General features: G+C 61.0%; 12 protein-coding genes and 1 tRNA gene. 5 read left to right on the top strand and 8 right to left on the bottom strand.

All coding sequences use genetic code 11. From position 1 onward, the window contains the following. Positions 1 to 15: 15 nt before the first annotated feature. Entirely contained in the window at positions 16 to 240 is a 225-nt protein-coding gene (locus tag RDL77_RS14605; protein ID WP_223613583.1) for a sulfurtransferase TusA family protein, read from the top strand. A gap of 180 nt (positions 241 to 420) precedes the next feature. Here RDL77_RS14605 and RDL77_RS14600 read toward each other — a convergent pair whose 3' ends face one another. Continuing rightward, complete coding sequence (locus RDL77_RS14600) at positions 421 to 1,599, bottom strand: GTP-binding protein (RefSeq protein ID WP_223613584.1); 1,179 nt, start codon at positions 1,597 to 1,599, stop codon at positions 421 to 423. 22 nt (positions 1,600 to 1,621) lie between these two features. Further along, on the bottom strand, positions 1,622 to 2,737 hold the full coding sequence (locus RDL77_RS14595) for a D-alanyl-D-alanine carboxypeptidase family protein (RefSeq protein WP_288193503.1): 1,116 nt from the start codon (positions 2,735 to 2,737) through the stop codon (positions 1,622 to 1,624). A 179-nt stretch (positions 2,738 to 2,916) separates the two neighbouring features. Here RDL77_RS14595 and RDL77_RS14590 point away from each other — a divergent pair, with 179 nt between their 5' ends. Together RDL77_RS14590 and RDL77_RS14585 are read left to right on the top strand one after the other, a co-directional pair. Then, complete coding sequence (locus RDL77_RS14590; protein WP_288193502.1) at positions 2,917 to 4,086, top strand: M20 aminoacylase family protein; 1,170 nt, start codon at positions 2,917 to 2,919, stop codon at positions 4,084 to 4,086. An 89-nt stretch (positions 4,087 to 4,175) separates the two neighbouring features. Continuing rightward, positions 4,176 to 4,252: transfer RNA gene (locus RDL77_RS14585), tRNA-Arg, on the top strand. Positions 4,253 to 4,267: 15 nt separating this feature from the next. On the opposite strand, the gene RDL77_RS14580 is transcribed toward RDL77_RS14585, so the two are convergent. Genes RDL77_RS14580 through RDL77_RS14560 form a run of 5 tightly spaced genes read right to left on the bottom strand, consistent with a single transcriptional unit; the run spans position 4,268 to position 10,247 of the window. Beyond that, a complete protein-coding gene (locus RDL77_RS14580) occupies positions 4,268 to 5,416 on the bottom strand; it encodes a glycosyltransferase family 4 protein (RefSeq protein WP_288193501.1) in 1,149 nt (382 codons plus the stop codon). Beyond that, complete coding sequence (locus tag RDL77_RS14575) at positions 5,416 to 6,657, bottom strand: glycosyltransferase family 4 protein (RefSeq protein ID WP_288193500.1); 1,242 nt, start codon at positions 6,655 to 6,657, stop codon at positions 5,416 to 5,418. Before RDL77_RS14575 ends, RDL77_RS14580 begins: the two co-directional genes overlap by 1 nt. Further along, the gene (locus tag RDL77_RS14570; RefSeq protein ID WP_288193499.1) at positions 6,654 to 7,430 is read right to left on the bottom strand and encodes a polysaccharide deacetylase family protein; all 777 of its coding nucleotides are present in this window, start codon (positions 7,428 to 7,430) and stop codon (positions 6,654 to 6,656) included. Before RDL77_RS14570 ends, RDL77_RS14575 begins: the two co-directional genes overlap by 4 nt. Further along, on the bottom strand, positions 7,423 to 8,751 hold the full coding sequence (locus tag RDL77_RS14565) for an O-antigen ligase (protein ID WP_288193498.1): 1,329 nt from the start codon (positions 8,749 to 8,751) through the stop codon (positions 7,423 to 7,425). The genes RDL77_RS14570 and RDL77_RS14565 overlap by 8 nt, the downstream gene beginning before the upstream one ends. 17 nt (positions 8,752 to 8,768) lie before the next feature. Beyond that, positions 8,769 to 10,247, bottom strand: a complete 1,479-nt coding sequence (locus RDL77_RS14560) for a GumC family protein (RefSeq protein WP_223613617.1) — start codon at positions 10,245 to 10,247, stop codon at positions 8,769 to 8,771. Between the two features lie 158 nt (positions 10,248 to 10,405). Between RDL77_RS14560 and RDL77_RS14555 the strand changes: the two genes are divergently transcribed. Beyond that, the gene (locus tag RDL77_RS14555; protein WP_288193497.1) at positions 10,406 to 11,713 is read left to right on the top strand and encodes a lipopolysaccharide biosynthesis protein; all 1,308 of its coding nucleotides are present in this window, start codon (positions 10,406 to 10,408) and stop codon (positions 11,711 to 11,713) included. A gap of 140 nt (positions 11,714 to 11,853) precedes the next feature. Next, entirely contained in the window at positions 11,854 to 12,927 is a 1,074-nt protein-coding gene (locus RDL77_RS14550) for a GNAT family N-acetyltransferase (protein ID WP_288193495.1), read from the top strand. Here RDL77_RS14550 and RDL77_RS14545 read toward each other — a convergent pair. Next, the gene (locus RDL77_RS14545; protein ID WP_288193494.1) at positions 12,924 to 15,095 is read right to left on the bottom strand and encodes a glycoside hydrolase; all 2,172 of its coding nucleotides are present in this window, start codon (positions 15,093 to 15,095) and stop codon (positions 12,924 to 12,926) included. The genes RDL77_RS14550 and RDL77_RS14545 overlap by 4 nt on opposite strands. Positions 15,096 to 15,105: the final 10 nt, after the last annotated feature.

Below are 15,105 nucleotides of genomic sequence, written 5' to 3'. Positions count from 1 at the left end.
CCCGGAGAGCCTGCCATGTCGGCTGACATCTACGATCTGCGTGGTCTGAACTGCCCGCTGCCGGTGCTGAAAACCCGCAAACGCCTGGAAACCATGCCCGGAGGCAGCCGTCTCTGGGTCGAAACCAGCGATCCTCTCGCCGTCATCGACATGCCGAATTTCTGCCTGAACGACGGCCACCGGCTGATCGAGACGGTGACGATCGAGGGCGGCCACCGCTTTCACATCGAGCGCGGCTAACGCACCATTCGCAGATTTGCAGCAAGACCAGTGCGTGGTTCGACAAGCTCACCATGAGAGAGGTGGAGAATCGCAGGGAGCTCTATTCTGCAACTTTTGCGATTAGCGTTGCAGCCAAATCACTTCCCTCATGGTGAGCTTGTCGAACCACGCACAACGTCCACTGCAGCGTGCTGAAGCCTAGACTTTCAGTCCCGGGATCGCCAGCGGATTGTCGAACAGCGCTGCGCGATCGGGTGTATCGACCTTCGGTTCGTTGAGGAAGGCGCTGAACAGCTGGGTCACGTAGCTTTCCGGCAGATCCTTCACGATCAGAACGAGCCGCGTCTCGCGCCGCCCTTCCGGCCATGCGGCAAGCCGCGCCGGCGGATGGAAAATCTGCTGCACGCCGTGGATGACCAGCGGACGCTCCGGATCATCGGCCAGCTGCACGATGCCTTTCATGCGCAGGAGTTTCTCGCCATGGGCCGAGCGCAGGAGATCGAGGAACATCTCGAAACCGGCGCGCGGTACCGGCGCATCGTGTGTCAGCGAGAAGGAGCGTATCGCCGCATCGTGGCGGTTCACATCGTGATGATGGTGGTGGTGGTCGTGATCATGGTGATGATGCTCCCCATGATCGTGATGGTGATGATCCGCGTGATGCTCAACCGCTTCACGCTCATGCTCACGATCGCGATAGGCTTCCGCCTTCAGCCAGCGCTGCACGTCGATGGTTTTCGTCTCGGGATTGTAGACACCGCATTCGAACAGGGCGGCATAGCCGGTGCGCGCATCGCCGACATCGATGATATCCGCACCGGGATTGAGTGCGGCGAGCCGAGCACGCAGCGCCGGCAACCCCTGCGCGGCTTGCGGCATATCGGTCTTGGTCACGACAATGCGGTCGGCAACCGCCGCCTGCTTGACCGCTTCCTCATGCGCATCGAGCGTCGCCATGCCGTTGACGGCATCAACGGTTGTGATCACCCCGTCCACCCTGAATGCCTGCAGGAGCACCGGATGCCCCATGATCGCATGCAGGACGGGCGCAGGATCGGCCAGCCCGGTCGTTTCGATGATAACCCGCTTGAGCCGCTTCAACTGGCCCGTCTGCAGACGGTCGATCAGGTCGGCCAGCGTATCGACGAGTTCGCCTCGCACGGTGCAGCACAGGCAGCCGTCGGAAAGCTCGATGACGCCTTCGCTCGCCGTCTCCACCAGGAGATGGTCGATGCCGACATCGCCGAATTCGTTGATGATGACGGCCGTGTCGGCCAGCGCCGGATCTTTCAGCAGGCGGTTCAGCAAGGTGGTCTTGCCCGACCCCAGAAATCCCGTGAGTACAGAAACCGGAATGGGGGCATTGAGGCCACTCATGATGACATCCTATCTTGCTGCGTTAATTCACTGTTTTTGCCGTGTTGGCCGCATCGGTGATCGATGCACGGTCGGGCCGCGGAACCGGGATCGGGATGCGGCTCATGTCCTTGCCCTTCACATTGGTCTTGGAGGGAAGCAAGGCAACGAGTTCCGCCTGCGGTTCATGATCCATCCGGTACATATAGGGCGAACCCTCGATGATATGCCCTTCGACGTCCTTGCCGTCCCAGCTATCGGAGGCGGCAGCCTCCTTGGAGCAAACGGTCGGGCGCATGTTGACGGCAACATCGCGCGTGGCCGGGCCGTAGGGTTGCAGGGCCTCCAGCGTCTTGCCGGTTCCGCGCGTTTCAAACCCCTTTGCCAGCAGCTCGGCCGCCTTCGTCGCGCGCCCCTGCTGTTTCAACTCACCCAGAACCACGGTGATGATATTGCGGCCATCACGGGTGGCCGAGCCGACCAGATTGAAACCGGACGGGCAGACAAAACCGGTCTTCATGCCGTTCGCGCCCTGAAAGCGGCCGATCAGTGCATTGAAATTGGCCTGGATCTTGTTGCCGGAATCAATCGCCTCAATATCGAAATAGTGCATGTATTGCGGGAATTCGCGCCGCATCTGCACCGTCAGGATCGCCAGGTCGCGCGCCGTCGTATAATGATCGTCCGAATGCAGGCCGTTGGGATTGACGAAATGCGAGCCGTACATGCCCAGACGCTTGGCTTCAGCATTCATCAGCACGGCGAATTTTTCCGATGAGCCGCCCAGCGTCTCGCCGACAGCCATCGCCACATCATTGGCCGATTTGACCATGAGAATCTTCAACGCGTTATCCAGCGTGAGCTGCGCGCCGGGCTTGTAGCCCATTTTGCTCGGCGGCTCCTTTGCCGCACGTGCCGTCATCTTGATCGGCGTGTCCAGGGTGATCTGCCCCGATTCGATCATGCGGAAGGCCACATAGGCGGTCACCAGCTTGGTGAGGGACGCCGGATACCAGCGCTGGAACGCATCTTCCTGCGACAAAACCTCGCCTGTACCGACATCGACGGTGATGTTCGGGCCCGCAAGTGCCGCTGTTGCCAGGCCCGCGGTGGTTGACACCACGCAGCCCGAGAGAAAGAGTGCTACAGTTTTCCGCATTCCAGATATCCAGCCTGTCTGTATAAAGAACCAGGGAAATGGCCTTGTGATTTCATTGCCGGGCTTCCCGCCGGGTCGCAATGGCCTTATCTATCCTATGTGGCAGGCAAAAGGCAAAACACCTTTGAACTGTTCACTGAATTGTCAGATGTAGTCCGCACGTTTGGAGTTTCAACACCATGCCCTTGCTTAATCGCGCCATCGAAATGCAGGAAGAAGTCTCCCGGTGGCGCCGCCATCTGCATGAGAATCCGGAACTGATGTTCGATGTCCACGAGACCGCGAAATTTGTCGCGGACAAGCTGCGGAGCTTCGGCGTCGACGAGGTTGCCACCGGCATCGGCCGGACCGGCGTCGTCGGCATCATTCACGGACGCCACGGCGAAGGACAGACGGTTGGCTTGCGCTCCGACATGGATGCGCTCCCCCTCAATGAAATCACCGGCAAGCCCTATGCATCGAAAAACGCCGGCAAGATGCATGCCTGCGGCCATGACGGCCATACGGCCATGCTGCTCGGGGCGGCGCAGTATCTTGCCGAAACGCGCAACTTCAAGGGCTCGGTCGCGGTGATCTTCCAGCCGGCGGAGGAAGGCGGCGGCGGCGGCCGCGAGATGGTCAAGGAGGGCATGATGGAGCGCTTCGCCATCTCCGAAGTCTACGGCATGCACAATACGCCCGGCCTGCCCGTCGGCCAGTTCGCCATCCGCAAGGGGCCGATCATGGCCGCAACGGACGAATTCAACATCACCATTGAGGGCCGTGGCGGCCATGCGGCCCAGCCGCACCGCACGATCGATCCTGTCGTGATCGGCGCCCAGCTGGTCAACGCGCTGCAGACCATCGTTTCGCGCGGCACCGATCCGCTGGATTCGGTCGTTCTGTCCGTGACAAAATTCCATGCGGGCGATGCACACAATATCATCCCGCAGAAGGCCGAGCTCGCCGGCACGGTGCGCACCCTGCGCTCCGAAATGCGCGACTTTGCCGAAAAGCGCCTGCGCGAAGTGGCCGAGGGTGTGGCGATGGCTCTCGGCGCTGTCGCCAGGGTGGACTACGACCGCAACTACCCCGTCACCTTCAATCACGACCAGGAGACGGAATTTGCCGCGCGCACGGCACAGAGCGTCGCCGGCAGCAAAGCGGTCAATCTGGAGGTAGCGCCGATGATGGCCGGGGAAGATTTCTCCTATATGCTGGAAGCGCGCCCCGGTGCCTTCATGTTCATCGGCAATGGCGAGAGCGCCTCGCTGCACAATCCGGCCTATGATTTCAATGACGATGTCATTCCGCACGGCATCAGCTACTGGGTGCAGTTGGCCGAAAGCGCCCTTCCCGCCGCATCCTGACATTTTGAGACGTGGCCCCTGAAGATGCGTGCATTTCACGCATCTTCAGGCTTGGCGTCGCGGCGGAAAAACAGTATGTCTGGCCGCATGGTCCCGTAGCTCAGTAGGATAGAGCGACAGATTCCTAATCTGTAGGCCACTGGTTCGAATCCAGTCGGGATCACCACTCTTCCCCAAGAGATCAGCGTGGTTTGCGCTTCAAAACGGTGTTGTAAACATCAAGCGTCTGGTCCGCGATGTTCAGCCAGCCATATTGTTCTGCCACAAGAGCGCCCTGCTCCGCCGCTTTGCGGGAATCGAACGGCACAGCGAGTTTTGACCGCATCGCCGCGGCCAATTGCTCAATGTCGCCAAGCGGGAAATAGTCCTGCGCGGGCAGGCCGATTGCAAGATTGGCCGTGATGTCGCTGGCCAGCACCGGCAGCCCGGCGCCCATCGCCTCGAGCAAGGCAATCGGCATGCCTTCGTGGCTGGAAGGCAGGACGAACAGGCCGGCATTCTCATAGAGGATGGAAAGATCGTCGCCTGTCTGCATGCCCGCGAGAACCACACCGGGAACATCAGCGGCAAGCTTTTCAACGTCCTGCGAATAATGCGCCATGTATTCGGCCGATCCCACCAGAACCAGCTTGACCGTGGGATTGGCCAGTTTGGCAAATGCCGCGATGAGATCGTGCTGGCGTTTTTCCGGCACGATGCGTGCAACCAGCATGATATAGCGCCGCGACGTGAGCCCGAGTTTCCCGAGAATGCCCGTATCCGTCTGGCTCCGGCGGACCGTCACGCCGTTCGGCACATATTGCACCGGCACGCCGTAACGGCTTTCCATCGTCCGCGCGATGTCGTTGGACACGGCAATGCGCGCGCGCGCAAAGCGCATGCCGGCCTTCTCGCCCAGTTTCAGCATGAGCTTGGCAAGGCCGCCCCATTTCTGCCGGTCGTAATCATAGCCGTGATGGGTGACGACGACCTTCAGGCCGAAGAGGCGGGCCAGCGGCGTCATCAGCGCCGGGCCGATGGCATGGATGTGCAGAATATCCGGACGATGATAGGCGGCAAACAGCACGCCGAGCGCCGTATGGGCGATCGCCTCGAATTTCACCGAACCGGGCGACCACAGCGGATGCACCTTCACCCGCTTCCACGCATAGGGATCGGGCGTCAGCAGGTACCGCCTGCGGCCGAGAACCGTGACATCCCAGCCCCTGTCGACAAAATGCCGGCTGAGTTCCTCGACATGTTTTTCCACGCCGCCCTGCACCTCGGGGATGCCGCGCAGGCCGAGCATCATCACCGTGGGTTGCTTTGCTGCACCGCGTCCGTCAGCCATCAGGATACTCCAAGCGTGGCGTAGAGATCGACCATGCGGTCGCGATAGGCCGCCGCCGAGAAGTCGCGGGCGATCCACTCGCGGCCATTCATGCCCATGCGCGAACGGGCGACGGCGGTCAGGTCCGCCATGGCGCCGATGGCACGCGCCAGGTCATCCGCATCGCCGGCAATGGCGGTCATGCCCGTTTCGCCCTCGCGGATCATTTCCGGAATGCCGCCGATGGCCGCGCCAATGACCGGCCGGCCGAGCGCATAGGCTTCCAATATGCTGACGGGCGCGTTTTCATACCATTCGGAGGGCAACACCAATGCCCTGGCTTCGCCGATCAGGCGGCGCAGATTGCTGCCCGAGACATATCCGGCAAACGTGACATCCGCGCCCAGCTCCGCAACGAGGGCCTTGAGCATGGCCTCGTCCGGGCCGGTTCCGGCAATCACCAGCCGCTGTTTTGCCAGCGCTGCGGCGCGGATCAGGGTAACCAGCCCCTTCTCCGGCGCGAGACGTCCGGCAAAGACGAAGTAGTCGCCTTCGCTCCAGCCGGTGGCGAATTCCTGCGTATCGACAAAATTCGGGATGTAGACCAGCTGCTCCGCCGGCCAGCCCCATTCGATCAGCTTCTCGCGGTAGAACCGGCTCGGCACCACGAACCTGTCGACCTTGTTCCGGTAAAGCCCCAGCCCGCGATGCACGATGGTTTCCAGGAACACCAGGCCGCTGAGGACAAGTGAGCCCTTGATGCAGCGGTGCCGCACGACATTGTAGATCCGGCCGCCGCGGCACTCCTCGCAGACATGGCCGTCAACCAGCATCTTGTAGGCGGGACAGGCCAGCTTCAGGTCATGCACCGTCATCACGGTCGGAATGCCTGCCTTTTTCAGCGTGGCAAAGATCGAGGGCGAGAGGTGATGATAGACATTGTGCGCGTGGGCGATATCGGGCCGGGCCTGCTCGATCAGCGCTTCGATGCTGCGCTGCGCTTCGAAGGAGTAGATGATCTTGCCGGCCTGGGCGACTTTGGTCAAAAGGCTGCTTTCCCGCCCATACTCGATTTCAGAGACAAAATGCTCCGACCAGGCAGAGGCATCATTGTCCGGATGCTGCATGGCAAAGGGAATGACCTCCCAGCCGATCTCGGAAAAGAGCTGCATGTGCTCGAGGAATATGGCTTCGGCGCCGCCGCGCCGATAGAAATAATTGTTGATCGCGAGCAGGCGCTTCGACGGGGTGGAGGCGTTCACGACGGATGCCTCCCAGCGCTGAATTGTTCCAGCGCATCCCGCACCGGCAGGACCGTGCATCCCAGCGCCAGCGTATGGGCGACGAGGCGTTCGAACGTCTCCGCCGTGCACCCGAAATCCGTCGGCTGCGGCGCGATATCGTGGGTGAAAAAGATAAGCCAGCCGGGCTCCGCGATCAGACGATCGATCCAATGGGTCAGGCCGCGCGCATGGCTTTCCGGCTGGCGGATTTCCACGCCCCAGAGAAAGGCCGGATTGACGGCGCCGCGATTGATGCGTTCGCCGCCGGCACGGCAGGTTTCGAAACGGCTGCCGAAAATGCCGCGCCCCCAGAACGAACCGGCATTGTAGGGATAGGCGAAATTGCGGCGGCGCTCCTGCGGTGCAACACTGTCGAGATAGGCCTTGTTCCGCTGCAGGTCCGCGGCAAGCCGCCGGTTGCCCATGTGAGACACCTTCGTGTGGGAAAACGTATGGCAGCCGATCTCATGCCCCTGCTGCGCCAGGGCCCGGCATCCCTCGCGGGAAATCAGCGTGCGCCCGGGTTCAATCTGTCCTTCCAGCGACCCGGCGATATAGAACGTGCCATGGACGCCATGGTCCTCGAGTATGCGTGCACCGTTGGTCAGCGCCGTATCGGGCACGTCATCGAAGGTGAAGGACACGACCGGTCGCGATACGGGTATGTTAAGGCGCGGTCCGGGCATCCGGCGCATCAGCCTGTCGGTGATGCGGTCCGACCAGTAGTCCAGTTTTTTCAGAATGTCAGGCATGGGCGACCGTCAATCTACCTTGTGAAGGTGTTGGGCTGACAATGCTGGCATTTGCTTGCAGGCGCAGGCCGAACACGGCGAACAGGAATGCGAACCATAACGGGCTGCCGCTCTGGAAGAACATGCTTTCCACGCAGGCTGTGTAGATCCCGTACAGCCAGACGCGAACAAAAAGCCGTGTGAGGGCGGGATTGTTGGCGGCTTTATCCGCCCTGCCTATGTCGCGCAGCGGCAGAAAAAGCAACCATATAAGCGTGAGAACCAGTCCCGGTATCCCGGTTGTCAAAAGCGTGTCGAGATAGCCGTTATGGCCGTTATAGGCGGCAACGGCCCACGTCTCGACATTGCCGCCGCTGTAGACCAGCTCCTCGGTTTGCCAGAATGACTGGAATCCATAGCCAGTAAAGGGCTTTTGGGCGATGGCGGAAAAGGCGAAACGCCAGATGTCCGTCCGGTTGGTAAAGGTGGCATCGATGCCGGCGGCAGTGATGAGGGATCGTATCGGTTCGAACACCGCCGATCCCACGGCAAGAATGTTGAACATTGCAATCCCGGCAATGCCGATCAGCGCCCGCGTCCGCTTCCAGCGCTCGAATATCCAGGCAAGGATGAGAACACCCGGCAATGCGGCGGTGGATGTCTTGCCGCCGGTGTGCAGCAGAAACACCACCGAGAGGACAATGATGGCGATACCAGCCAGTCTCTGGCCTGCGCTATGGACGAACAGTCCGAAGAACACTGCCATCACCATGACGGCCGCCGCGACGTTCTTGTGGGGAAATTGACCACGCCAGAAACCCGCATTCATCGGCTCGCGGATTTCCGATGCCTGGTGAATGGCCCGTGTGGGAAGGGCGATCACGCCAAAATAGGCAAAGCCCAGCATGATGAGCGTCGCCAGGCCAAGCAGCTTGCCAAAATGCCGGTCGGACTGCGGCAGCAGCAGGAAGACACTGGCGTTCACGCAAACCAGAATGGCAAGGACGATGCGTTTGAGGGCGATATCGGGATGCGCAGACAGTGCGGAGACCAGAATGAACCAGGCGAACAGCAGGACGAGCAGCCCGCGCGGCTGCATGATCGTCCGGCGCAGGGGGCTGCTCAACCCGAAGGCGATCAATCCTGCCGAGAGAACCAGCGTGACAAGCTGATTGACCACGTTGGAGTTTCCAGCGCTCGGATCGACCGAAGCCGCGCCCGTCAGATCGACATAGGGTGTGGTGGTGATCCAGAAAAACAGGAAAATCGCCACAAACAGCAATGCGCCGATACCACCCGCTGCGGAGGTCGTGGGCGCAGTTCTGGTTTCGATTGTTCCCATAAAAGAACGTATCCTGCTTAACTGTTCTTCGCCTTGCGCTCGGCGCGCATGACCCCAAGCAGGCCGGTGGCGATGGCAAGGCAGGCGCCCAGGCCCAATCCGGCAAATGTTCCGCCGGCGGCAAGCAACGCCGTGCGCGGCGGCCAGCTGCGGCGCAGGGGCGGTATTGCGGACGAGATCACCCGGATATTGGTGCTGTTGAGTTGCTGGCGCTCCGTCGTTTCACCGGCGCGCGTCAGGAAGGTCTGGTAGATGGCGATTTTCGTCGCCATGTCGCGTTCCAGATCGTTCAGCCGCACCTGTGCATCATTGTCCATGGAAACGGAGGAGCGCGCGCTTGCCGCCTGCTGCTTGAGCGCATCGACCACGGATTTCGCCTGGTCCAGATCGACCTGCGCCGCCCGCAGGATGCGCCCGGTTTCCTGCGATATCTGCTGTTCCAGGCCGCCGAGCTGCGATCTCGCGCGGATCAGTCCGGGATAACGCGGCCCGTAGGTGATCGACATGGAATCGACCGTCTGCTTGACCGTCGCATATTGGGCGCGCAGGCTGGCGAGCGTGGGCGACTGCAATGTCGCCGACGGGCTCGTCTGATTGGGTGTCGAGGCTGTCAGCTCGTTGTAGCGCGACTGTGCTTCGACCAGCCGGGCATTGGCATCCACCAGCTTCACGTTGATCTGCGCCATGGACTGCGAACTGATCAGCTCACCGGCGCTGGTCTGGAGACCATGATCGCGCTTGAATTCAGCCACCTTGGCCTCCGCATCGGAAGCGCCCTGTTTCAGCTCCGCCAGGCGGTCGGTCAGGGCCGAGGCAGCGCGTCCGGCTCCATCCGCCTCCGCCTGGGCGACTTCCTCCTGGAAGGCCTTGGCCAATGCATTGGCAATGCGTACCGCCGTATCGGGATTGTTGGCCCAGGCCGCGATGGTCACCATGTAGGAGCGCTCCTGGCGGCGTGCGGTTATTCTCTCGGACAGGCTGCGCATGGCCGCCAGCGTTTTGTCGGCGACCGCCGGCTTGCTGCCGAACAATGAACCGAGACTGAAGCCCGGCCCATCCGTGCCGACAAACTCCGGATCGCTGGCAAGGCCAAGCTCACTGACGACGCGCCGCAGCACATTGCCGGAGGTCAGCACCAGCATTTTGCTTTCGACGTCGAGCAGCTGCGTGTCGCCCTGCTGGTTCTGCACATAGATGTCGTTCGGCAGGACCTGGAGATTGGCCGGCGGCACGAGCAGGTCCGTATAGACGGTATAACGCGGCTTCGCGCCCATCCCGTAACCGATGCCGATCAACGCGCCAACGACGGCCCCGATCAAAACCCAATACCAGCGGGCAAGCAGCCAGGAAATCAGCGAACTCACATCGATGTGCGGCAGGGAAAAGGCGGCGGCCTGGGCCGGTTTCCGCTCGTCACGCACAGGAGGCTCGACGACAGGTCCCTTGATAGGAGCTGCCGGCTGCAGTTTGCCCGTCGCGTCACGCAGTTTGTACATTCAACAATACTCTGTAAGCATCAATCAAACCGTAACGGTTTAACGGTAATGTATATCTAAACGATAGATTGCAAATTTTGGTTAATAAATGGCTATCTCCCTTTGGCCTGCTGAACAATAAAGATGAAAATGCCAGCCCTCCGCCCAGGTCGTAGAACATGAAGAAGTTGAGTGCTGCGGAAATCATCGCTGGACTGCCGCGACTCTTGCCGATGATCATGTCCTATGCGGCGTCGAGCGGCAGCCTGCTGATCGCCAATGCGGCGCAGCTGGTGACGTTCGCCATTCTTGCCCGCTCCTTTGGCGCCGTCGAATTCGGCGTCTTCGTTTCCGTAACGGCGGTGACCAGCATCGCCGTGCATCTGTGCGGCCTCGGCGCCTCGGAATGCCTGGTGCGGCGCGTCGCCCGCGACCATGCCATGTACCCCGTCATGATGGGGCACAACCTCATCTTGACCCTGACGAGCGGCGTCGTGCTGGTGCTGCTCGGCATCGCCATTCTGCCCTTCTGGATGAAGCTTTCGCCCGATCCCGTCGAGAATGTCATCGCAATCCTGCTGATCCTCATCACCAACATCATCCTGGTCCGCATCATTCTGCTGACCGAACAGATTTTTATCGGTCATTCGCAGTTTCCCGCGGCCAACCGCTCCGTCGTCGGCTTTGCCTTTGCCCGGACGGCGGCGGCGGCGCTTGCCTGTCTGGTTTTCGGCGTGACCAGCCTGGTTGACTGGGTCATATGGCAGTTCGCCGCCCATGTGCTGGTCCTGATCGTCTATATGTGGTCATTGCGCAAACTGGGCCGGCCGCAATACCGGATCGTGCGCGAGGAAATCCGCCTCGGCATTCTGTTTGCAACCCCCTTCATCTTCCGCGCCATCCGCCAGAACGTCGATCTTCTCATGCTCGGCATCATGGCCAATCCCGAGGTCGTCGGCAGCTATGGCGTCGTGCGCCGTATCGTTGACAGCAGCTATCTCTCCATCGATGCCATGAACCGGCTGGTTTATCCGGGCCTAGCCCGCCTGAGCATCGATGGCATTCACAACGCGATCGGGCGAACCAAGAAGATATTGCTGGCCGCCCTGGGGATCGGCATCGGCTCGGCCCTTGCAATCTTCATCATTGCCCCGTTCCTGCCCATTCTCTTCGGCCGCGAATATGTGTCATTGGTCTCGTTCTGCCGGATTTTGAGCGGAACGGTGGTCTTTCTTGCCATCTGGTCGGTGGCAATCGATGCGCTTGGGGCGGCGGGATATCATGGTCCCCGGGCGGCAATTCTCAACACCGCCAATGCGGTTGGCGCGGGACTGATTGCCTGGGCCACCTGGGTCGCACCGCCGCTCGGAACATTCGTCTCGATATATGTCATCGAAATCGCCATCATGATCGCCGCATGGCTGGTTCTGCTTCGTCTGGCGCGCAACAGCCGTGTCGCTGCACAGGAAAGATCGTTTACCACGTAGAACATCTTGCCATCAGAATTGAAGAATCGCGCTATGGTTGCATTGACTATATGCTTCGAACATCGAGATAGTGCAGACTGTTAGTCGGGATATACGTCTGCATGGGGATGGGGATGAAACGGGGAAGACAGATACGTCCGATGACTGTGGACGATATTCCTCAGGTCGGACGCCTATTCTATAAAACGTTCCGCAACCGAGCCAGCAATTCAAGCAACGCCTTCAACGATTATTTCCAACAGCTGTTTTTCGGCAGCCCGATCTACCAGCAGCAATATGGCAGCATCGTTCACGAGACTTCGGCAGGGCATATCAGCAGCGTCGTTTCGGCCGTGCCGATGCAATACATGGTCGACGGCGGGATCATAACGGCGCGTCTTCTCTGCGCTTTCATGACGGACCCCGACATGCCCTGCCATGGCGCGGCCGAGCTCGCGCTGACCATGCGGCCGCGCAATCAGGATCTCTGTTTCACCGACAGCGCCTCCCCCGCCAGCGCCGGGGCGTTCAAGGTGGCACGTGCCGCCCTGTTGCCGGTCCATGGGCTGGGCTGGTGCCGGGTTTTCCAGCCGGCCGGTTTTTTTGCCCGGTCGGCGGCCAGCCGGTCAACCCTTGGCCGCCATGCTGCCCGGCTGCCGATAGCACGGCCGGTCGACCATATCATCAGACGGATGATACCGGGGCTGCATGTCGAGCCGGGCGCGGGAATGCATGACGAGGACATGGCGCCGGAACTGTTCGTGGCAACCGTCCAGGACTTTCTCTCCGACTATCCGGTCCGTCCTGTCTGGTCGGGGCCGGAGCTGAACTGGATTCTGGATGTCGCCAGACTGAATGCAAGCCTGGGAGATCTGAACATCCGCTCGGTCTGGGATCAGAACGCCGAGCTGATCGGCTGCTTTGTCTATTTCGGACGCCCCGGAATGATTGCCCAGGTGATGAACATATTTTCCCAGAAGGGCAAGGATGCGCTCGTGATCAACCAGATGATGTATCATCTGGAACAGGCCGGGCTTGTGGCGGCCCGCGGTCACGTGCAGCCCCGGCAACTCGACGCTTTAACCCGGCAAAGGGCAATGTATTACAAGCATCGCGCCCATACCTGCGTCAGCACGCGTCATGCCGGCGTCCTCAACGCCATCGACCGCAACGACATGTATATTGGCGGACTGGCCGGTGAATCGTGGAGCCGGCTCGTATCGGACTTCTTCTAGAACTCTTGCCGTTCAATAAGGAAATAGGTGGTGGGTCCCTCGGGTCCGTCGTTGGAAAGCCGCGTTGCAACAGCGCCGCTTCCCCGGGCAATCGCAGGCCGCACCCTGCCATCCAGCCCCACCGGCGAGACGGTCCAGCGTCCTTTCCCGGGCAGGGAGAAATCGACGCTTCCCACCTTGATGCGGGCGGGGAGGCGGCCGAAATCGGCGATAACCCGTTCTTCCCCATCCGAAAAGCGCATGGCGGTGTTCTGGGCATCGGTCGCGTAGATGAGTAGCAGGCGGCGGCTGGTGCCGACCGGCCGGTCATCCAGCGCTGAAACGGCAAACAGGCCCTTGCCCGTGGCATTGCCGACGGTCAGGTTGGCAAGCGTGACCGTATCGGCAAGGTCGGCGAAGGCAATGGCTTCGGTTCGCCCGGTTTTCACCGTCATGCGCAGCTTGTTCTGGTCCAGGCTGATCTCATTCGTGTCGCTCTCAAAAATGCCCTTGCCGGCGTCCGTGCTGTTTTCGGGCGCAAGCAGCCTGCTGTCGCGCATCGTGGCGATGAGTTTGCCGCCGGACGCGGGATCGAGGGGCGATGCCGCTACCAGACCGTGGGCTGGTGCCGATGGCGCATCCTTCTGCAACCCGATTGCCGCAAGCAGGGCGAGCGTCGTCAATGCATCGGGTTCCCGCTCATACATGTTCTGCGTCAAATCCTCCATTCCCCGGATGCGGAAGGGGATGGAAACGGGCGAGCCCTGCACATCGCCGCGCCTGAACAGCAGGGCCGCCAGCGTTTCGCCCGCACGCGCAACCGGATCGAGCGCAATGGCATAGGGCAGCATCTGGCGTTTATGGGCAAAATCCTCGCCATAGGCCAGCACGATGGGGCCATGCCCATGGCGGCACAGCACGTCCCAGTTCTGCAATGCCGCGTAGGCAGGCATGACAATGCCGGCCTCGTAACGATAATGGCTCCAGAAGAGGTGATCATATTCCGTGACGATAAAGGGGCGGTTCAGCCAGCGCGCCGCCGCCATCATCCGCATGTAAGCCGCCCCGTCGGCGATCGAGCTCTTCTGACCGAGCGAACTGCCCGGCTCGTAGCCCCCGACCCAATCCTGATAGGTGTTCATCGACACCGCCTGCTGCCCCGCCCGTGTCAGGCTTGTCTGGACACTCGGCCAGTTGTTGTAGGGCGCCACCACGCCCCGGTAGCCGAGATCGCGCAGCGCTGCCGTCATGCGTTCGGCGGAACGCGTTTCCACATCGACGAAGAAGGCCTGCAGGTCGCGCATGCGCGGCGTCTTTTCATAACGATTGGCCGGCAACCCGACCGTTGCGTCCTCCAGCCGCTCGCCAGCCTCGACCGCGCCCCATGCACGGGAAAGCGCGGCCGTCGAAGCATACCGTTTTTGCAACCAGGCATTGAATGGAGGTTGTAGAAGCCGCGAATATTGTGGCTGGCCATCGCGTTGATGCAGGATGCTGTCAAACTCGATGCTGTTTTCGTTGAATGGGATGATCGCCACCAGAGCCGGATCGCGGATCGGCGCGATTCCCGTATAGGGATTGACCGTTGCCAGCACCAGCTGCTGGAATTTCAGCCAGTGCTGAAAAGTCTTTTCATCGATCTGCACCTCGAGCTTCATGTCGCCGGTGAGATTCCAGCGATCGTCATATCCGCCATAGGCGCCGCGGGTGGAACTCAGACCGTCCATCATCCAGTAAATGCCGTTGCGCTTCAACGCCGCCATCAGATAGCGGAAACGGTCCATGGTTTCCGGATCGAAATCGAAATCGGCGGCACGGCCGAACATCAGCGCCGCATCGACAAAATGAAAACGCGCGATGTTGTAGCCATGCATTTTCAGTTGGCGGGCATAGCGGTCAGCCCCGTCATGGTCGGGAAAGCCGCCGGAGGCCGGGCTCCAGCCCAGCGATGCGCACAGGAACCGCACGGGGCTCGTCTCCGCATCCGCACGGGCCAGCCGGCCGTCTCCATTGATGACGATCCGGCTCTGCTCGCTGATCGGCGGATTGGGCAGCAGCGTGGAAAAATCGAGAGGACTGCCGCTTTGCAGCTCGAGCGACACCTCGCGGACCGGCGACCAGATATCACCCGCCCGGGACGCCCCGGTAACCAGCAGGAAAGCGAGAGCAAGGGCAGCCAGTCTCAGCATGATGCGGTGC

It is taken from the genome of uncultured Phyllobacterium sp. (assembly GCF_902479695.1).
Lineage (GTDB): Bacteria > Pseudomonadota > Alphaproteobacteria > Rhizobiales > Rhizobiaceae > Phyllobacterium > Phyllobacterium calauticae.
This window is presented reverse-complemented; position numbering and strand designations above follow the sequence as displayed.

Coding starts and splice junctions, on each gene's coding strand:
- RDL77_RS14605 (WP_223613583.1), top strand. CDS start 16: ATGTCGGCTGACATCTACGATCTGCGTGGTCTGAACTGCCCGCTGCCG.
- RDL77_RS14600 (WP_223613584.1), bottom strand. CDS start 1,599: ATGAGTGGCCTCAATGCCCCCATTCCGGTTTCTGTACTCACGGGATTT.
- RDL77_RS14595 (WP_288193503.1), bottom strand. CDS start 2,737: ATGCGGAAAACTGTAGCACTCTTTCTCTCGGGCTGCGTGGTGTCAACC.
- RDL77_RS14590 (WP_288193502.1), top strand. CDS start 2,917: ATGCCCTTGCTTAATCGCGCCATCGAAATGCAGGAAGAAGTCTCCCGG.
- RDL77_RS14580 (WP_288193501.1), bottom strand. CDS start 5,416: ATGGCTGACGGACGCGGTGCAGCAAAGCAACCCACGGTGATGATGCTC.
- RDL77_RS14570 (WP_288193499.1), bottom strand. CDS start 7,430: ATGCCTGACATTCTGAAAAAACTGGACTACTGGTCGGACCGCATCACC.
- RDL77_RS14565 (WP_288193498.1), bottom strand. CDS start 8,751: ATGGGAACAATCGAAACCAGAACTGCGCCCACGACCTCCGCAGCGGGT.
- RDL77_RS14560 (WP_223613617.1), bottom strand. CDS start 10,247: ATGTACAAACTGCGTGACGCGACGGGCAAACTGCAGCCGGCAGCTCCT.
- RDL77_RS14555 (WP_288193497.1), top strand. CDS start 10,406: ATGAAGAAGTTGAGTGCTGCGGAAATCATCGCTGGACTGCCGCGACTC.
- RDL77_RS14550 (WP_288193495.1), top strand. CDS start 11,854: ATGACTGTGGACGATATTCCTCAGGTCGGACGCCTATTCTATAAAACG.
- RDL77_RS14545 (WP_288193494.1), bottom strand. CDS start 15,095: ATGCTGAGACTGGCTGCCCTTGCTCTCGCTTTCCTGCTGGTTACCGGG.